16 protein-coding genes are annotated in these 19,398 nt (G+C 59.1%); 13 read left to right on the top strand and 3 right to left on the bottom strand.

The features are described 5' to 3' along the window. Positions 1-78 precede the first annotated feature (78 nt). Positions 79-762 carry a GntR family transcriptional regulator gene (locus tag MHM37_RS13810; RefSeq protein WP_139525785.1) on the bottom strand — a complete coding sequence of 228 codons (684 nt, stop codon included), beginning with the start codon at positions 760-762 and terminating at the stop codon, positions 79-81. A 173-nt stretch (positions 763-935) separates the two neighbouring features. On the opposite strand from MHM37_RS13810, the gene dctP reads away from it, so the two are divergent. The 5 genes from dctP (at position 936) to MHM37_RS13835 (ending at position 6,759) form a co-directional block, all read left to right on the top strand. Further along, positions 936-1,931 (top strand): TRAP transporter substrate-binding protein DctP, encoded by a 996-nt coding sequence (dctP, locus tag MHM37_RS13815; RefSeq protein ID WP_139525786.1) that lies wholly within the window; start codon positions 936-938, stop codon positions 1,929-1,931. 80 nt (positions 1,932-2,011) lie between these two features. Continuing rightward, on the top strand, positions 2,012-2,533 hold the full coding sequence (locus MHM37_RS13820) for a TRAP transporter small permease (RefSeq protein WP_153843040.1): 522 nt from the start codon (positions 2,012-2,014) through the stop codon (positions 2,531-2,533). A 2-nt stretch (positions 2,534-2,535) separates the two neighbouring features. Continuing rightward, complete coding sequence (locus tag MHM37_RS13825; RefSeq protein ID WP_139525788.1) at positions 2,536-3,870, top strand: TRAP transporter large permease; 1,335 nt, start codon at positions 2,536-2,538, stop codon at positions 3,868-3,870. A 13-nt stretch (positions 3,871-3,883) separates the two neighbouring features. Beyond that, the gene (locus MHM37_RS13830; RefSeq protein ID WP_239297064.1) at positions 3,884-5,239 is read left to right on the top strand and encodes a malonyl-CoA decarboxylase; all 1,356 of its coding nucleotides are present in this window, start codon (positions 3,884-3,886) and stop codon (positions 5,237-5,239) included. Further along, positions 5,236-6,759, top strand: coding sequence for a malonyl-CoA synthase (locus tag MHM37_RS13835; protein WP_139525790.1), 1,524 nt, complete (start codon positions 5,236-5,238; stop codon positions 6,757-6,759). Before MHM37_RS13830 ends, MHM37_RS13835 begins: the two co-directional genes overlap by 4 nt. Positions 6,760-6,997: 238 nt before the next feature. Here MHM37_RS13835 and MHM37_RS13840 read toward each other — a convergent pair whose 3' ends face one another. After that, a complete protein-coding gene (locus MHM37_RS13840) occupies positions 6,998-8,596 on the bottom strand; it encodes a solute:sodium symporter family transporter (protein WP_239297065.1) in 1,599 nt (532 codons plus the stop codon). 302 nt (positions 8,597-8,898) lie between these two features. Between MHM37_RS13840 and MHM37_RS13845 the strand changes: the two genes are divergently transcribed. The 3 genes from MHM37_RS13845 to MHM37_RS13855 are packed head-to-tail and all read left to right on the top strand — an operon-like array spanning position 8,899 to position 11,129. Further along, the gene (locus MHM37_RS13845) at positions 8,899-9,312 is read left to right on the top strand and encodes a DUF350 domain-containing protein (RefSeq protein WP_139525792.1); all 414 of its coding nucleotides are present in this window, start codon (positions 8,899-8,901) and stop codon (positions 9,310-9,312) included. 12 nt (positions 9,313-9,324) lie between these two features. After that, a complete protein-coding gene (locus MHM37_RS13850; protein WP_239297066.1) occupies positions 9,325-9,927 on the top strand; it encodes a DUF1190 domain-containing protein in 603 nt (200 codons plus the stop codon). Between the two features lie 35 nt (positions 9,928-9,962). Next, positions 9,963-11,129, top strand: a complete 1,167-nt coding sequence (locus MHM37_RS13855) for a glutathionylspermidine synthase family protein (protein WP_153843036.1) — start codon at positions 9,963-9,965, stop codon at positions 11,127-11,129. A gap of 11 nt (positions 11,130-11,140) precedes the next feature. Here MHM37_RS13855 and MHM37_RS13860 read toward each other — a convergent pair whose 3' ends face one another. Next, on the bottom strand, positions 11,141-12,097 hold the full coding sequence (locus MHM37_RS13860) for a hypothetical protein (RefSeq protein ID WP_239297067.1): 957 nt from the start codon (positions 12,095-12,097) through the stop codon (positions 11,141-11,143). A gap of 280 nt (positions 12,098-12,377) precedes the next feature. Between MHM37_RS13860 and MHM37_RS13865 the strand changes: the two genes are divergently transcribed. The 5 genes from MHM37_RS13865 to MHM37_RS13885 are packed head-to-tail and all read left to right on the top strand — an operon-like array spanning position 12,378 to position 19,370. Further along, the gene (locus MHM37_RS13865) at positions 12,378-14,417 is read left to right on the top strand and encodes a methyl-accepting chemotaxis protein (protein WP_239297068.1); all 2,040 of its coding nucleotides are present in this window, start codon (positions 12,378-12,380) and stop codon (positions 14,415-14,417) included. A 10-nt stretch (positions 14,418-14,427) separates the two neighbouring features. After that, positions 14,428-15,495, top strand: coding sequence for a chemotaxis-specific protein-glutamate methyltransferase CheB (gene cheB, locus MHM37_RS13870; RefSeq protein ID WP_153843034.1), 1,068 nt, complete (start codon positions 14,428-14,430; stop codon positions 15,493-15,495). Then, positions 15,492-16,874 (top strand): protein-glutamate O-methyltransferase CheR, encoded by a 1,383-nt coding sequence (locus MHM37_RS13875; RefSeq protein ID WP_239297069.1) that lies wholly within the window; start codon positions 15,492-15,494, stop codon positions 16,872-16,874. The genes cheB and MHM37_RS13875 overlap by 4 nt, the downstream gene beginning before the upstream one ends. Continuing rightward, a complete protein-coding gene (locus tag MHM37_RS13880) occupies positions 16,874-18,991 on the top strand; it encodes a hybrid sensor histidine kinase/response regulator (RefSeq protein WP_153843033.1) in 2,118 nt (705 codons plus the stop codon). Before MHM37_RS13875 ends, MHM37_RS13880 begins: the two co-directional genes overlap by 1 nt. 22 nt (positions 18,992-19,013) lie before the next feature. Next, positions 19,014-19,370 (top strand): response regulator, encoded by a 357-nt coding sequence (locus MHM37_RS13885; RefSeq protein ID WP_139525799.1) that lies wholly within the window; start codon positions 19,014-19,016, stop codon positions 19,368-19,370. Positions 19,371-19,398 lie beyond the last annotated feature (28 nt).

Consider the following 19,398-nt stretch of genomic DNA (forward strand, 5'->3'; position numbering starts at 1 on the left):
GTCTCGGTGCTACGCCCTATGTCGGCAAGGACCATCACCCCACCGATAAAGACATGACGAGGGTGCTTGGGCTCGGCGTTAGCCCGTACGCTCCATCGGCGCTTCCATACGGCGCACGCTGGCAACGAAGTCGCTGAACCGCTCGCCTTGGATCAGCACGTGGTCGCAGAGCGCCTGCTGGGCCTGGGCTGCGTCGCCCTGCTCGATGGCGTCGACGATCGTCTGGTGTTCATGGAGCGAGTTGTGCATGCGCTGGCGTACCTGGAGCTGTAAACGGCGGTAAGGCTTCAGGCGCTGCTTGAGCTGGCGGGCTTCGCTGGCTAGAAACGTGTTGTGGCTAGCGGTGTAGATACAGTCATGAAACGCTTCGTTCTCGTAATAGTACTCATCCGTGTCGCCCGCCAATGCTGCCGCTTCGCAACGTTGGTGCGCATCCTTGAGCGCCGCAAGTTCAGTGTCGCTGATGCGCCGCGCGGCCAGGCGGCCACACATGCCCTCAAGCTCAGCCATCACTTCGAACATTTCGATGAGCTGATCGATCCCTACCTTAGCGACGAACGTACCCTTCTTTGGCGAGACCGTGACTAGCCCGCTGGCAACCAACTGCTGAAACGCTTCGCGTACCGGCGTGCGCGAGACGTTGAACTCTCGTCCTAGGGCCTCTGGGTCTAGCCGCTCACCAGGAGCACGCCGTCCGTTAATGATGTCATCTTCTAACGAGTCTCTTAGCCGCTGTGCGTTAGAGCGCTTTGTATCCACCATCGAGTACCTCCTTCAATAACGCCGCAGGCGATGACATTAATATGGCATAAATTTGACATTAGCATACATAACAGCTATTGAAATATATATCAGCTCGCCTGATAAACACACAATGCCAATCCAAACACACAACGTTAATCCAAAAACACAACAACAACGGTTGGAGACGCTACATGAAACGCTTTTTACTACCCACCGCAGCGGCCCTCGGCCTCGCCATTGCCGCCTCCCACGCCAGTGCCGATACCGTACTCCGAGCGTCGCACCAGTTCCCTGGTGGTCAGGGCGATATTCGCGATGAAATGGTGCAAATGATGGCCCGCCACGTTGCCGATGCGGATGTCGGCTTGACCATCGAAGTCTATCCCGGCCAGTCGCTGTTCAAAGCGCGCGAGCAGTGGGGTGCCATCGCCCGGGGCCGCCTGGACATCACCTCGCTGCCGCTGGATTACGCGAGCGGTCGCCACCCGGAATTCTCTGCCACGCTGATGCCGGGGCTAGTACGTAACCAGGCCCACGCCCAGCGGCTGAACGACTCCGAGTACATGACGATGATCAAAGACGTCATCCTCGATGGCGGTGCGCGCGTGCTCGCGGATGCTTGGCTGTCGGGCGGTTTTGCCTCCAGCGAGCAGTGCATCACCTCACCGGAAACGGTCGCAGGGCAGAACATCCGTGCGGCGGGACCTGCGTTCGAAGAGATGCTGGAAGCAGCCGGGGCATCGATCTCCTCCATGCCTTCATCCGAGGTGTATACCGCCATGCAAACCGGCGTTTTGGACGCCGCCAACACCTCCTCCATGTCGTTCGTCTCTTTCCGTCTGTATGAGCAGGTGGAGTGTCTGACCGAGCCCGGCGAGTTTGCCCTTTGGTTCATGTACGAGCCCATCTTGATCTCCGAACAGGTGTGGCAGGGCTTGACCGAAGAGCAGCAGGCCGCGCTGATGGAAGCGGGCGAGGCTGCCGAGATCTACTTCGCAGAAGAGGCGGCTGCCATCGACCAGCAGATGGTCGACGTGTACCGAGAGAATGGCGTCGAGGTGGTCAGCATGAGCGAGGATGACTACAACGCTTGGCTCGAAATTGCCCGCGACACCTCCTACAAAAACTTCGCCGATAACGTTCCCAACGGTCAGGCCATCATCGATGCGGCGCTCGCCGTCGAGTAAGGCGCTTGCTATTTGACCGTGCTGGCCACTCGTTGAGTGGCCACGTTTGTCCGCTGCTTGCTGAGCTTGACGAGGGAACTATGGCAACTTCAACCACTCACCCCCCTGCCCTGCGCAGTGGGGTTCTTGGCGGCTACATCCGCCTGATGGATACGCTATCGCGCGTGTCGGCTTACTTGGCCTGCGCCATGTTCGTGGCGGGCGTTTTGGTGATCTGCCAAATGGTGTTCATTCGCTACGTGTTGGGCATGAGCACGAGCTGGCAGACGGAGTTCACGATTTTTTCGGTGACTGGCGCCATGCTGATGGGCAGCCCGTATGTCCTGATGACTGGCGGCCATGTGGCGATCACCATCGTGCCGGATGCCCTTGGCGGCCTGGCGCAAAAAGCCATGCGTTTGGTGGCATCGCTGTTTGGCTTGCTGTTTTGCGCGGCGCTGGCCTACGCCTCTTGGGTGTACGTGTTCGAAGCGCTGCACGGCGAGTGGACCACCGGCTCGGTGTGGAACCCGCCACTGTGGCCTGCTCTTCTGCCCATGGCCGTGGGAGCCACGCTGCTCTCGCTACAGTACGTGGCTGAAATCATGCGCGGGGAGGGCTGACCATGGATCCCATTACACTAGGCATCATCGTCGCCGTCGGTTTGATCGTACTGATGGCGATTGGCACCCCCATTGCGTTCGCGTTGGGCGGCGTGTCGCTGTTGGCGCTGCTCTACGACCGGGGATTGCCGGAACTCACCTACTTTGGCGAAACGTTTTTTGATCGCATCGCCGAGTTTGGCTTCGTGGCGATCCCGATGTTCATTCTGATGGGCGCAGCAGTGGCTTCCTCTCCAACCGGGCGCGATCTTTACCGCTCGCTCGACCTATGGATGGGTCGTCTGCCTGGAGGCCTTGCCGTCTCCAATATCGGGGCCTGCTCCATTTTCGCCGCGCTCTCGGGCTCTTCCCCGGCCACCTGCGCCGCCATTGGTAAAATGGGCATTCCTGAAATGCGCACTCGTGGCTACCCCGACGGCGTGGCGGCGGGCTGTATTGCAGCAGGCGGCACATTGGGGATTTTGATTCCCCCCTCGGTCACCATGATCATCTATGGCATCTCGACCGAAACCTCGATTGGCCGCCTGTTCATTGCCGGGGTAGTGCCCGGCTTCATGCTCGCTGGCCTGTTCATGATCTGGACCATGATCGCCTGCAAGCTGGCCGGAGGTTATAACAACCCGCTGGCGGCCTCTGCTGAAAAACTGAAGGAGAACATCAAACAGAACGTCGATAGCAATATGAAGGCGCTCGTACGAGTGCTGCCCTTCTTAGGCGTCGTCGCGGGTATTCTGTTCGCCCTCTACGGAGGCGTGGCAACACCCTCGGAAGCCGCAGGTGTCGGCGCATTCCTCTGTTTGGCGTTGGCGATTTTGATTTATCGGATGTGGCAGCTTGGCCCCATCAAGCTAATCATGCGCGACTCGCTGCGGGAAAGCGTGATGATCATGCTAGTGATTGCCACTGCCGAAGTATTCGCTTACGCGCTTTCATCGATGTTCATTACCCAGACCGTAGCGGCCGCCATTGCCGATTTAGAGGTGAATCGCTGGGTACTGATGGGCGTCATCAACTTGTTTTTGTTGGTGGCAGGTTTCTTTTTGCCGCCCGTGGCCGTGATCGTGATGACCGCGCCGATCCTGCTACCGATCATTTTGGCGGCCGATTTCGACCCCTATTGGTTCGCGGTGATTCTGACCATCAATTTGGAAATCGGCCTTATCACACCGCCGGTGGGGCTCAACCTGTTCATCATCAAAGGTATCGCACCCGATATCTCGCTGCGGGATATTTTGATGGGCAGCCTACCCTACGCACTGTGCATGGTGTTGGGCATTCTGCTGCTCTGCCTATTCCCAGGTATTGCGCTATGGCTACCCAACCTAATCATGGGTTGACGGGGGACGCATCGTGAACATGACTTTTCTCCAAGAGATGTTTAACAGCATCACCCAGCGCGACGCGCTGTTACGGCGAAAACACCCGGAAACACTGACGCCCGACCATCATCAACTGGTCAAAGCCTGCCAAGCGCTGCTGGCCAGTGACGGCGAGGCCTCCAGCATCGCGCTGGCCAGCCGCGCACTGGCCTTGTACCAGCGGCTCTCGGAAGGGGAAAAGCGCGCGTTTTTTAAGCGCCTGGCCAACGACTTTGCCGCTGAACCCAAGCAGATCGATAGCGCCTACCAAGCCTATCAACAGGTCCGCGACAACCACACGCTTCAAGCGCTGTTCGAGGCCTGCGAGCCCCGCCGCCAGGAGCTATTTAGGCGCTTGAACCTCGCCACCGACGGCACCTATGACCTGGTCAAAATGCGCGAAGATCTGCTGCAACTGCTGCGCGAGGAGCCTGACTTAGCGCCTATCGACGATGATTTTGCGCACCTGTTTGGCTCCTGGTTCAATCGCGGCTTTTTAATGCTCAAGCGAATCGACTGGAACACGCCGGCCTCCATTCTGGAAAAAATCATCCGCTATGAAGCCGTGCATGAGATTCAGGACTGGAACGATCTGCGGCGGCGACTGGATGCCCGAGACCGCCGCTGCTTCGCATTTTTTCACCCCGCGATTGGCGACGAGCCGCTCATTTTTGTGGAAGTAGCGCTGCACAAAGGATTGCCCAGCCGCATACAGCCGATTTTGGCAGGGGAAGAGGATGGCTTGGCGGACCCCGATGATGCCGATACCGCCGCCTTCTTTGGTATCAGCAACTGCCAAACCGGGCTCCGCGGCATTTCGTTTGGCAACTTCCTCATCAAACAAGTCGTGCAGGAATTGAGTCAGGAGCTCCCCCAGCTCAAGCACTTCGTTACCCTCTCCCCGGTGCCCGGCTTCGCCCAGTGGCTGGCCGAACAGCAGCAGGAAGATCAGTGGCCCGAGCCTATCCGCGAGGCGCTCGACGCGTTGGAGACGCCCAACTGGCAGCAGGATAAAGCCCGCGAAGAGCGCCTCAAAACCGCCATTCGCCCGCTCGCGGCCCACTATCTGGTCGATCAGAAGAATCGCCACGGCCTGCCGCTGAACCCAGTGGCGCGTTTCCACCTGGGCAACGGTGCCGAGCTGCATCGCATCAACTGGCTGGGCGATGTCTCGACCAAGGGAATGAAACAAGCGGCAGGGCTGATGGTGAACTACCTCTACGTGCTCGACGATATCGAGCGCAATCATGAAAACTATACCGCAAAGGCCACCGTTGCCTGTTCGAGCGAGGTGCGCGACCTCGCTCGCCGCGCCCGCAAGCTGGCCAAGGGAGAGACCACCAAATGAACCACAACTTATTCGATACCTTTGCCGCGCGCATGCGCGAGCGTGGCAACGCCCCCTTTATCACCACCCGCGAGGGCCGCTACTACAGTTACCAAGACGCGCTGAATGAAAGTGCCCAGCTTGCCGGGGCACTGACCTCGCTAGGCGTGAACGTAGGCGACCGCGTGGCGGTGCAGGTGGATAAAAGTCCGGAAGCCATTTTGCTCTACCTCGCCTGCCTGCGCATTGGCGGCGTCTATTTACCGCTCAATACCGGCTATACCGGCGATGAAATCCGCTATTTTTTGAACGATGCCGAGCCCGCCCTGTTCGTCTGCAGGCCCGCCGATATCGACACCGCCCGTACCATAGCCCGCGATACCGGCTGCCCGGCGGTCGAAACCTTGGGCACCGATGCCGATGGCAGCTTGATGGAGAAAGCGCAGCAAAGTGCCCCCCGAGACGACATCGTCACGCTGGGCGAACGGGATTTAGCGGCGATTCTATACACCTCGGGCACTACCGGGCGCTCGAAAGGCGCCATGCTGACCCACCGCAACCTCGCCTCGAACGCTGAAACGCTGGTCTCGTCCTGGCACTTTAGCGCCGACGATCGGCTGATCCACGCGCTGCCTATTTTTCACACCCACGGCCTGTTCGTGGCGTGCAACGTCACGCTGATGGCCGGGGCCAGCATGTGCTTTTTGCCCAAATTCGATGCGGATGTCATTTTCGACGAACTGCCCAAAGGCAGCGTGATGATGGGGGTCCCCACGTTCTATACCCGCTTGGTTCAAGACCCACGCCTCACCCCCGAAGTGACCGCCCAGATGCGCCTGTTCGTGTCGGGTTCGGCGCCGCTCACCGCGGAAACCCACGAAGCGTTCGAAGCCAAAACCGGCCACGCCATTCTCGAACGCTACGGCATGACCGAAACCAATATGAATATTTCTAACCCCTACACCGGCGCACGCCGAGCGGGCACCGTCGGCATGCCGCTGCCGGGGGTCGAGATGCGTATTACCAGCCGGGAAACCGGCGAAGAGGTGCCACAGGGTGAGATCGGTATGCTGCAAATTCGCGGCCCGAACGTGTTCATTGGTTACTGGCGCATGCCAGAAAAGACCCGTGAAGAGCTTTTGGAGGATGGCTTTTTCATCACTGGCGATCTCGCCATGGTCGATGAGCAGGGCTACGTGCACATTGTGGGCCGAGATAAAGACTTGGTGATTTCCGGCGGGTATAACGTCTACCCCAAAGAGGTCGAGCAGGTGATCGATGAGCTGCCGCAAGTGGCCGAGTCTGCCGTGATTGGCCTGCCCCACCCCGACTTCGGCGAAGGCGTCACCGCCGTGGTGGTGCCCCAGCCAGGCGAGCAGGTGGATGAAGCCGCCATTCTGGATCATCTCGCCGGGCGGCTGGCCAAATACAAACAGCCAAAGCGGGTCTTTTTCGTCGATTCGCTGCCGCGCAACACCATGGGTAAGGTACAAAAGAACGAGCTACGCAAGCGCTTCGACACCACCTACCACGCCGCTTAGCCGATTCTTTAAAATGGCCCACCAAAAACACCCACGCCCCGCAGTGCGGGGCGTGGGTGTTTTTTCTTGAACGCTACTTTCAAATGTTGGCGTGATTCGACTCTGCCTGAAAAGTCGGCGCGCGAAGGCCAGACAAGGCAAAAATCGGCGAAAAGACGGAGTTTACATGTCGTAAATGAGTACTTTGAGCCGATTTTTAACGCCGTATGGTCGAGCACAGCCAGTTTTCAGGCAGAGTCTAGCCGCCTGCAAAGGAGGCGTACATGATCACCACCAGGATCACCAGCACGATACCGGTGGGCACCGCGCCTTTCCACGGCGTGAGATCGACATCGCCGGAGTCTTCCTGCACCCAGTCCGTGGCACGAGGGCGCAGCTTACCGATCACCAGCATCACCGCCACCAGCAGCACGAACACCGCCGCGACGAAGTGGAATTCGTGCATTACCATCGGCAGCTTGTTGAACGGCGGCACGAAGTAGCCTGCCGCGATCAGCAAACAGCCCCCGACCAGCGCGACTTTTGCAGCCATCGGCGGAACGCGCTTGGTCAGCAGGCCAACTAGCACCACGGCGAGAATGGGGATGAAGTAGATTGCGTTCATCTTCTGCAGGTAGCCAAACAGGCTCTCCTGGCCCGCCAGCAGCGGCGCAATGATCATGGTCGTAATCGCCATGATCCAGCCAAACACCTTGCCGGATTTCACCACCTGCTCTTCCGTGGCGTCCTTTTTCAGCACGCCTTTGTAGATCCCCAGGCTGAAGATCGTCGTGGTGCTATTCAGCGCGGAGTTAAACGAGGAGAGAATCGCCCCGACCATCACCGCCGCAAAGAAGCCGGTCAGGTAAGGCGGCAGCACGTTGAAGACCAAGTGGCCGTAAGCCTCGTCCGCGCGAATACCCTGGTCGGCATACAAGTGGTAGGCGATGATGCCAGGCAGCACCAGATACAGCGGCCCCAACAGCTTGAAAAAGCCGGTCAGCAGCACCCCTTTCTGACCTTCTGCCAGGTTCTTAGCGGCAAAGGTGCGCTGAATGATCTGCTGGTTGGTGGTCCAGTAGAAAAGGTGAAGCAACAGCACGCCGGTAAAAATGGTCGAGAACGGCACCTGCTGATCCGGCCCGCCGAGGGAGTTGAACTTGCTAGGATCACTCTCTTTTAGAATGCTCCAGCCCTCCATCACACCACTGCCACCGCTGACCGCTTGTAAGCCAAAGTAAACGATGATGAAACCGCCAATCAGCAGGCCGACACCGTTCAAAGTGTCAGAAACGGCAACGGTGCGCAGGCCGCCAAACAGCGCGTAGACCGCGCCAATCAGCCCCACCACCCATACCGTCGCCCAGAGCAGCACCGTGCTGGAGCCAATACCGGTCAAGCCCTGTAAATCCAGCATGCCCTGAAGACCAATGGCACCGGAATAAAGAATGATCGGCAGTAGCACCACCGCGTACGCAATCAGGAAAATGACGTTGGCAATCAGCTGTGTGCCCGTGTCAAAACGAATCGCCAACAGCTGCGGCAGCGTGGCAATACCGCTTTTCAAAAAGCGCGGCAGGAAGAACAGCGCCAATGCCACCAACGCAATGACGGCGATCACTTCCCAGGCCATGACGCTCAAGCCGTCGGTGAAGGCCGAACCGTTCAGCCCCACCATCTGCTCGGTGGAGAGGTTGGTCATCAGCATGGACGCCGCAATCAGTGGAAACGTCAGCGTTCGGCCTGCCAGAAAATAACCACTGGTGCTGCGATGATCGTCACGCCGTGTGATGCGCCACGTGACAAAGGCCACCAGGCCCGTAAAAAACAGAAACGATACCAGGGTTAGGGCATGCATGGGGGAAAGTCCTTCGGTGCGGTCGCGTCTGAAGCGGTGCCCAACACGGGCACGAAGAGCGGTATCAAGCGATACGACACGGTGAATTTAGGTAAAAATACCAATCATCGCGGGATTCTAAGCGGGTGACACGTTTCATCTATTAGCCTTTAGTATTAATAAATTGTCATAAAGACGTTTTTTAACCACGTATAGCGTCGACAACGAAAGAGGGGCGGTAATGCCCGCTCCTCCGCTAAGCTATGTCACAATGTCGGCTGTTGATTGACCGCACGTCATTAACCACAAGGATGCTCATCGCCATGCTGCACTATTTACAAGGACTCCCCTCTTTCTTTGCCTACCTGCTCGGCGCGCTCGCGCTGCTGGTGGCGTTTATGTATTGCTATAGTCGCCTGACCCCTCACCATGAGTGGGCGCTGATTCGAGCAGGCAATGCGGCGGCGGCCACCGCCTATGGCGGCTCTATCCTGGGTTTTACCCTCCCGCTCTACAGCGCCATGGCCCACTCGATTAGCTATCTCGACTTCATACTGTGGGGCGTGGTGGCGTTCGGCGTGCAGATCGCCACCTTCTTTGGCCTGAAACTGTTTCTGCGTCGTCAGGGCGAGAGTTTGTCTCAGCACATCACCGAAGGCCACCAGGCCTACGGCACGCTGGTCGGCAGCATCTCGATTGCCGTGGGCCTGATCAACGCGGCTTCAATGACCTGGTAACGGAGCGCTCTCATGGAAAAGCAGACCCAACCTACCCACCTGCCCCGCCGTAAGCGCAGCGCGCGCCTCTCGCTGGCGATGATGGGCGCGAGCGCCTTCGGTTTGACCGCCTGCACCCAGCCCGCCGAAGATGAGCATTTGACCGACGTGCGCTTCGACGAGCCTAGAAGCTATCAGGGCGTCGAGGAGTGCGTGGCCGCCAACGTCTACACCCGAAGCGCCTGCGAAGACGCCTACGAGGCCTCGTTGGCGTCCGTCCCCCGCTTCGATACTCTGGAAGCCTGCGAAGCCGAACACGGCGAGGGCGCCTGCGCAGCCCCCACCGACGAACAGGCCCAGGCCGCGGGCGGCGGCAGTTGGTTCATGCCTGCCATGATGGGCTATATGGTCGGTAATATGCTGGCGAATACCAGCCGAGGGCGCTCGTTCGAGCGCGTGTATCAAGAGCCGGTCTACCGCAACCGCCAAAACCAGGGCAACTGGAATGCTGCGGCCAGCCAGGCGACGCAACGGGTCAATCAGCGTAACGAGGCCCTGCGCAGCTCGGTGGTGCAAAACCGCCAAGCCACGACACGTCGCGGTTTGGGCACACGATCGGCCTCTTGGGGTTCCTAGCGTTTTGGGGTATTGACCACCGTTTGGGAGCCACCATGCTGCGCATCAACGTCTCTGAACGACCGCAATGGAAAGCCCTGGCCAAAGAGCTGGGGTTTCATTTTCACACCATCGATGGCGAGCCCTATTGGAAAGAGGACGCCTACTACCAGTTCACCCTGGCGCAGGTGGAGAGAGAGATCGAAGCGCCCACCGAAGCCCTTCACGAGATGTGCATGGCGTTAGTGGATAAGGTTTGTCACTCCAATGCCTTGATGCAGCGTCTCGCGATTCCTGAGCACATGTGGGACATCATCCACCACTCCTGGCGAAGCGGGCAGCCGCCGCTCTACGGGCGTATGGATTTTGCCTATTCAGGCGACGGCCCCGCGAAGCTCTTGGAGCTCAATTACGATACGCCCACCTCGCTCTATGAAGCGGGCTTTTTCCAGTGGGTGTGGTTGGAACAAGCCATCGAGCAAGACATCCTGCCCCGCCATGCCGACCAGTACAACTCGATACAAGAGCGTCTGCTCAACGCCATGGCGCATCTTGGCGATCGTCTTCCGAATCGTACGCTCTACTTCTCTTGCGTCAAAGGCAGCGACGAAGAACGAGCCACCGTTCACTACTTGCAAGACATCGCCGTACAAGCGGGCTTGCAGGCGCCGTTCATTTACATCGAAGACATCGGCGTAGCGCCGGGAGTCGAGCACTTCGTCGATTTGGACGACCAGCCGATTGCCGCGCTGTTCAAGCTATACCCGTGGGAGGAGATGGCGGTAGAAGCCTTTGGTGAGGCCGTCACGCAGCTCAACACCCACTGGTTCGAGCCACCCTGGAAAGCCGTTCTTTCCAATAAAGGAATTCTGCCGCTGTTGTGGGAAGAGTACGAAGGGCACCCCAACCTGCTACCGGCCTATTTCGAGAAGGATAGTCACTCGGCGCTAGCGCCCGGCTGGGTGCGCAAGCCATTCTTTTCGCGGGAAGGAAGCAACGTCAGCCTAGTTACGCCGGGCGGGCAAGCGGAGAGCGTGAGCGGTCCTTACACCGATAGCCCATGGATTCGTCAGGCCTATCAGCCGTTGCCTCGCTTTGGCGATAAACACGCACTCATCGGTAGCTGGGTGGTGGGCGACCGCGCTTGTGGCATGGGTATTCGCGAAGACGTGGGACGTATCACCAAGGATACGTCGTGCTTCGTTCCCCACGCAATCGTATGACGGAGGGCAGCCTAGGCGGCGTTCGCCCCCGAGCTATCGCTGTGCTGCGACAACCGCCAAACAGGGGACATACTCGCAGCTTGCTCCTCTGCCAAGACCAAGCGCTCGGTCTTCGGCTCGGCTAGGCCGGGTAAGAAGTGGCGAGCTCCCACCCAGCGCAACGGCTCGGCTAGCTGTACCTCTTCAGGCATTCCGCCCTTCATCATTCTCAAGAGATAGTCATCGCTCTCGGTTGGGTGCCAGTGGGTCAGTAACTCAAAGGGCGCTTGAGGCGAACGACGTGCGGCCAGCACACCCAAACCGGGCTGGCAGTGCAGTTCGATGATGTGCGCAACGCCTTTCGCCAGTAGCGCACGGTAGGTGTGCTTATCCAATGTCGAGGTCGAGACGGCCGTGATGTTCATGGGCAGTGAGGGAAGCCGCTGCGCCAATTGACGCCAGCGGTCTGCACTGGTCACCATGATGTCACCCGCATTGAGTTCCCAAAGCGCGTTGGCATGATCAAAGAGAGAGCGCAACGACCAGCCCGCCAGCTGCGGAAGCAGCGCACCGAGCATAAAACCTGCGGCCGTCTGTGCCGATAGCCAACTCACCACGCTACGAACTGGCTGCCCGTCCTGATCAAACAACGTCGCGAGCGCCTCTGCTTCTTGCAGCAGCGACGCCGCACTGTAGCGATGCTGACGTTGGAGTCGATGGCTGAACGCGCCGCCGATGTCGCTATCGAATAACTGTAAGTGGGTAATGTCACCACGCTCGCTCAACGCGTCTGCCCACTCATCCACGGTAATAGAAGAATCAGAAAGTACGTCGGCGTCCGTCAGGCCAAAGCGACGTTTGACCGAATCGACCAGGCTTTCTCGCTCGGGGGTCCCCGCGGCAGGCAGCATATCGCTTTGCGGGTTGCCGTAGCGCGCCAACATACTTCGCAACACGGCAATCAGAGTGGGTGAGGTCAGTGACAACATGATGCTTCCTTAGCAAATCGTCGTTCCATTAGGTTGCCAGATTACTCACATGTATCACTTTTGTCAAAGTATTAACTTATATCAAGCTTGCTAGCTAATACTTGTATAAATAAGCAGGACCTGAAGGCCAATCGTTGGTAGAAATAGTCGATGCTCTTGCCAAACGCCGCTGAAATCGTTGCTATCATGCCAAAGGGTATGAGGCGACTCAGCAATGAACAATGCTGATGCCTCATGCCTTTCGTTAAGCGTTTTCGTCCCACTTGGAGCAACCGCGATAATGACAGCGCGCTGGAAAACCCTGCCATTACGGCTACGTCTGTTTATCTCCTTCGGCACGGTGTTGGCCATTGCCATGTTTCTGGCGCTCTACCTGCAGGCGCGGGCACACGGCCAAGCTCGTCTGGATAACCTGCTGAACGTCGAGTTACCTGCCCAGGTTGAAGAGCTAGCCACACGCATCAACCTCCGCTTGAGTCCAGCGTTGGCGGTGTCTGAAAGTCTAGCCAACAGTTACTTCATCGAGCAGTGGGTTGCCGACGGGCTGCCAGCCATCCAACAACCGGACATCGAGCGCTACCTGTCACGCCTCATGAACCAATTGGACACCGAGCTGCTCTTTATCGCCGCTCAAACACAAGGGCGCGGCGTCTACTTCCAGTACCGTGACGGCAACTTCATGCAGCGTCCGCTCCAGCGTCCCGGTGGCGACGACGACTGGTACTATCAGTTCACCGACAGTGACGCTCCGTACAACTTAAATTTAGACAGCGACACCTTCTCCCCAGAGGAGGCCTTCGTCTTTTTGAACTTCCGCAGCAGCGCGACCGCTACCAATGGCCGTCCCAGCGTTGTCGCTGGCGCGGGGCTCGACCTATCGCGCATGGCCCAGCTCATCCGTGACTATCGCCTCGGCGACACCGGTCGAGCGTCGATCTTGAGTGCCGAAGGCGCCTTCATGGTCACCAGTAATGAAACCAATATCTCGGCACTTCAACCCCAGGAAACCGATACGCTACTGCGCCAGGATAATGACATTCGCGTCAGTGAAATCGAGCGCAATGGCCACCCCTATTTCGTCACCACCCGCTGGCTGCCAGAGTTACAGCGCTATCTCATGGTCGAGGTCTCCAAAGAAGAGTACACCAGCAGCATTCGCCAGCGCTTTTTGAGCTCGGTTGAACTTGGCCTACTGCTTCTCGTCGCCGGACTGCTGCTGCTTTACCCCTTGACGGGCAGTCTCATTCGCCCGCTCGATCGCTTTCAGCGCCAGCTCAAAGAGATTACCCATAGTCTGGACCTTTCCCGCCGAGTGGAAACCGACGACCGCGCCGAACTGGGCGACTTGGCCGACCAAACCAATCAGCTATTGGAGCGTCTCTCCCGCGCGATTGCGGCGGTGTCGTCCAACGCGCTAGCGCTCAATCAAGTAGCCGACCGCTTGGCACAGACGGCCGGGCTCTCCGGCATACAGGGCGGCGACATACAACATGAAGCCAACCAGACCATGGCTGCTGCGGTCGAGGAGATGGCCTCTTCGGTTGCCGAAATCACCTCCACCATGGAAGAACTCTCCACGTCTTCCACGCAAATTGCCGATCACTCGCAGTCCGTGGTGGACGTGGCGAACCAAACCCTTGAACGCAGCCGCAAGGGCAGTACCGCCATGCAGCTGCTTCAGGCCAAAATGCAGGATATTAGAAGCGACAGTGAGCAGAGCCTCGCGGAAATCATGACGCTGGGCGCGAAGTCCAAACAGATCAGTAAAGTAATGGAGCTGATCAATACACTGGCTGCTCAGACCAAACTGATCGCTTTCAACGCCGCACTCGAAGCGTCCAGCGCAGGGGAGTCCGGCCGTCGCTTTTCCGTGGTCGCCAATGAGATACGCCGCTTGGCCGATAGCGTGACCGACTCCACTCAAGAGATCGAGGGACACACCGACGATATCCAGCAAGCGATCAATCGCTTGGTCGTGGCCTCAGAAAAGGGCGCGACATCGATCGAACAGGGCGTCGAGGCCAGCCAAAGCACCGCGCAAGACCTGGAAGCGCTGCTCAAAGCCGCTAGCCAAACGAGCAGCGCCGCGCAGCAAATTTCGCTCTCGACCCAACAGCAGAAAACCGCCAGCAGTCAGGTGGTGATTGCCCTACGAGACATCGATACGGCCAGCGCTCGCAATGCCCACTCCGTGCGCAGCATCACGGAGATCAGCCAGGACATGGTACAGATGTCTGCCGAGCTGAACGCGCTCGTTCAGGAGTTCACTCTCGATGAGCAGAGCGCCAAACCGAACGACGATAAGCCACGTCCTTCCTGAGGAGGCGTCGATGAGTGCAATTCGGGTCGTGATGGCCGATGACAGCCCGCTAGCGCGCGAGGTATTGCGCGACATACTCACTCGGGATGGTGATATCGAGATCGTCGGTGAAGCGACCAACGGTCAAGAGGCCGTCGAGATGGCGCGGCGGCTGAGCCCACAGCTCATTACCATGGACCTGACGATGCCCATAATGGATGGGCTCAGCGCCATCGAAGAGATCATGCACACCAAAGGGGTGCCCATCGTCGTGATTAGTGACCGTTCAGACGCCCAAACGGCCTATCGCGCGCTGGAAGTCGGCGCACTGGAAGTGCTGCCCAAGCCGGGGCTGGACGACGAGGATGCTCAGCGCCTTCTGGCACGGGTGCGGCTATTGGCGGGCGTGTCCGTGATCACCCGACTGCGCCGACGCGCTCCTGCGACACCCGCGCTCGCGCCTGCCAGGCCTGCGGCTGTCCCTATGTGCCCGACCGCCTCACGCGGTTTTCAGCGGGTGGTCGCCATTGCCTGTTCGACTGGCGGCCCCCAGGCACTCGCGCGGCTGTTAAGCAAGCTCCCCAAAGAGTTTCCCGCTCCCATCTTGATTGCCCAGCACATTAGCCCTGGCTTCATCGAAGGTATGGCGACATGGCTAGGGTCGCTCTGTACGCTGCCAGTGAGCGTCGCCCAAAGTAGCGAGCGCCTTCTGCCCGGACACATCTATTTGTGTCCGCCCGACAGTCAGATCAACGTAACGGCACAACACCGTTTGCAGCTGTCACCCGGCCCTGCACAGGCGCTCTACCATCCAAGCTGTGATGCCATGCTTCATAGCGTGGCGAGCGTATATGGAGCCGATAGTATTGGGGTGATTTTAACCGGTATGGGCCGAGACGGCGTCAGCGGCATGCGCGCGATTCAGCTCGCGGGAGGCACCACCTTGGCACAGGATGAAGCCAGCTCGGTGATCTACGGTATGAACCAAGAAGCCATCAATGCGGGCGTAGTACAGCAGGTGTTGGGGCTAGACGAGATCCCGACGCGCCTGCTTCGCGACGTGCGCTTCACCCCCTCACCCTGGCGGGCACCGCAATGAGTTCACTGGCACCGTTCAAGCAGTGGGTGCATCAACGCTGCGGGCTACATTTGGAAGGACTCGCTGAAGCGCGTTTGGTGCGCGCCATCGAAGCCTTGCACGTCGAACTCGGTACGCAAGACAGCCACGTCATGCTGACTCGTTTGGCGGAAGATGACGCGCTGTTCGACCGCTTTGTTAGCCAGTTGACGGTCAACGAAACGTACTTCTTCCGCGAACCGGAAACCCTTCACTGGCTGGTAGAGACGTACCTGCCACGTCGGCTGGCCGAGCAAGGCGGTCCGCTACGCTTACTCAGCGCTGGCTGCTCCTCGGGGGAGGAGCCCTATAGCGTCGCCATGGCACTACAAGAGCGCTACGGCGACCGCGCTCAAACGCTGTTCACCATTACCGGCGGCGACGTCGACCAGCAGGTACTGAAAAAAGCGCAGGCAGGGCGCTATGCGGGCATGGCGTTTCGTGCCCTTCACCCTTCACTAAAAGCCCGTTTCTTCACCCCGGTCGGGCGCAGTTTTCAGCTGGATACCACGCTGCGTCAGTGGGTGACGTTTCAGCCGCTGAACCTGCTGTCGACGAGCGCTTGCCACATGGATGGCCCGTTCGATGTCATCCTGTTTCGCAACGTCTCGATCTATTTTGACGAAGCTACGCGCCGTACCATTCAGCACCAGCTCAAGCAGCTTTTAGCCCCTAACGGCATTCTGCTATGTGGCGTGACTGAAACCTTAGGTAACGATCTAGGCGTGTTCTCTCTCAAGGAGGAGCAGGGGGTGTTCTACTTTCAAGCTGAGCTGCCGATGTCAGCGCGCTCCGTCAACGAACTCGTGCCCGTCGCCCCGCAGGCAACGAACGCACCGGTGGCGAGCCAGCCCGCCCCCCATGCGGAGCCTCTGCCCGCCGAGCCCAGTCACCAAGAGGAGCCGCCGCCCTTTTCAGCGCCACCGTCCGCTAACCACGACACGTTGCAGCACGCCCACGATGCGCTGAATCAAAACCGCTTCGACGACGCGAATACCCTGCTGATGCCGCTGTTGGCCGACGACCCGTGGAGCGTTGATGCATTGCTACTGGCGGGCCTCGTTGCCCGCTGGCAACAGCAGCCTCAGCGCGCGTACGATTATTTCAAACGTGCGCTCTACGTGTCCCCCGAGTGCTGGCCAGCCCACTTTTATCAAGCGGAGCTGCTACGCCAAGGCGAGTTACCTGACCAGCCCACTCAGCGGCAGCGCGGTTACGCCGCCGTCGTACGCTTGCTGGACGCCTCTCCGCTAGCCAGTGGCGGATTAAAAGTGATTGCCTCGCCTTTGCCTCCCGGCGATGCCTGCTTCTTGGCAAAACGCTATATGAACGAACATGCCGTCACACAGGGAGCGGGCTAATGGCGCTCGATATTCGACGCTTCATTCAGCGGTTCGTCGAAGAGGCTGCTGACCACTTGCCCCGCTTGCGCGAAGGCATCAGCGCTTTGGAGCAAGGCGCCGCTGATAAAGAGCGTATCAATGAGCTATTTCGCTCCGCGCATACGCTCAAAGGCTCATCGCGGATGCTCAAGCTCACCCCTATCACCGCGGTGGCCCACAGCATGGAGGAGCTGCTCAGCGCTTTTCGAGACGGCAGCCAAGTGCCTGGTCCCGATAGCATCAGTCTGCTATACCAAGCCACCGATGCGCTCGCTGACGATGTGGCCCAACTCGCCCAGGGCGCGTCTCCTGAGACGCTCGCCGTCGCCGACCCGGTGCTTTGCCAGGCGTTGGAAGCCGCTGCCCAACCCAGCACGGCCACTCTCTCCAACGCGGAGGAAGCCCCCGAACCCACAGCACCGCTGCCGCTGTCTCCACCGGTAAACCCACCGCGGCCCGCTGGCAGCGCGACCCTGGCACTCAGCGATACGGTGCGCGTGCGCCTGGAGCGATTGGACGATGTGATTCGTCTGATGGGCGAAGTGCTCTCGGGGCATCACCATCTGCATACGCTGGTCGAACAGGCGCAGGCGTTGGAAGCGCGTCTGCCTGGCGATCAGCGCAGCGCCATTCATGCCTTCAACCGCGACTTGAAAGACAGTGTGCTGAGCCACGATGCGTTAATGAGCGACCTTCACGAGCGCGCCCTGCAGATGCGTATGCTGCCCCTCGGCGTGGTCTTCGACCCGCTGGCGCAGATGGCCAGGGAGCTTGCCCAGTCACTAGGGAAGCATGTGGACTGCCGGGTGCGGGGCAGTGAGATCGAGCTGGATCGCCAACTGATCGACCGCCTTTCCGACCCGCTGATTCACCTGCTGCGTAACGCGCTGGATCACGGTCTAGAGACACCAGAGCAACGCAAAGCGGCAGGCAAACCCCCCCGAGGTCAGCTCGTACTTGAAGCTTGGCAGGATGGCAACTGGGTCGTGGTGGAAATGCACGACGACGGCACAGGTATTGCGCTGGACGCCGTCCGCCAAAAAGCCCTGGCCAAGCAGCTGCTCAGCGAAGAGCAACTGTCGGCGCTCAGTGAACAAGAGACGCTCGACCTGATCTTTTTGCCCGGTTTTTCGACCAAGGCGATGATCACCGACTTTTCGGGACGCGGCGTGGGTATGGACGTGGTGAAACGCACCATCATGGACGAGCTGAGCGGCGATTTGCAGCTCACCAGCGAGGCAGGCAAGGGCACGCGCTTTACGCTGCGTCTTCCACTATCACTGGCATTGATGCGGGTGCTGCTCATCAAAGCCGGCAACGTAACGCTCGGTATCACTGCCCCCCATGTGGCGGAGCTGGTCGAGTGCTCACCGGCGCAGTTCATCGACGCAGCGGGGCAGCCTACGTTGATCTTACGTAACGAGTTCGTGCCAGTAGTGCCGCTTGCCCAGTTGCTGGATCTGCCCGTGGCCGACACGCTGCCCGATCCGGCGTTACTGGTCGTCGTCCATCAGCGCCAGCAAAAACTGGCGCTGATCGTGGATACGCTGGTCGACGAGCGGGACATGGTGATCAAGCCGCTTCCCGAGCATCTACGCTACCTTCCCATGATCTCGGGCATGGTGTCTCAGGGGCGTAATGCGCTGGTCAGCCTTCTCCACGTCCCGGCGCTGTTTGAACGCGCCAAGCACCATACGCTCACCCCCCGTGGCGTAGAACCCAGCGGCACCGCTCACCGGATATTGGTCGTGGATGACTCTTTGAACACTCGGGAGATCGAAAAAGACGTGCTGGAAGCGTGGGGCTATCAGGTGACCCTGGCAGAGAATGGTCGCGATGGATTGAACAAAGCCCTGGCCGAGTCTTTCGATGCCGTGCTTACCGACGTTGAAATGCCCGTGATGGATGGCTTTGCGCTGACCGCCAGACTGCGCGAAAATGAGCTATATCGTCATAAGCCGATCATCATCATCACCTCTCGCGAAAAAGAGAGCGACCGCCAGCGGGGGATGGAGGTGGGGGCCGATGCCTACATCGTGAAGGGCAGCTTCGATCAGAACAACTTAGTGGAGACGCTCAAAGCCTTGTTGGGCTGAGTCTCCCGCCACGAGGATAACCATGCGAATATTGGTCGTAGACGACGACCCCTTAGCCGGGGAAATGACCGGGGCGCTGCTGGAGTTTCAGGGCCACGACGTCCTGCTCGCCAACGACGCCATGGAAGCCACCCACGAACTGGATTCCCATGACGATATCGCGCTGATCGTCAGCGACATGTATATGCCTCTGATCAACGGCATCGAGCTTTTGCACATGCTGCGAGAGCAGGGTGTCATGCTTCCCTTCATACTGCTCACTGGTGACACGCCGGATGATGCACTGCGCCAGACCCCAGGGCTCAGCGCTTGCTTACAGAAAGATGCCGCGCTAGACACGTCATTAGAGCGCGCCGTTGCCCAAGCGCTTGGTGCGTAGCCATGCCGTTACCCAGCTATGCCCGGCT

It is taken from the genome of Halomonas sp. MMH1-48, assembly GCF_022348105.1.
GTDB lineage: Bacteria > Pseudomonadota > Gammaproteobacteria > Pseudomonadales > Halomonadaceae > Vreelandella > Vreelandella piezotolerans.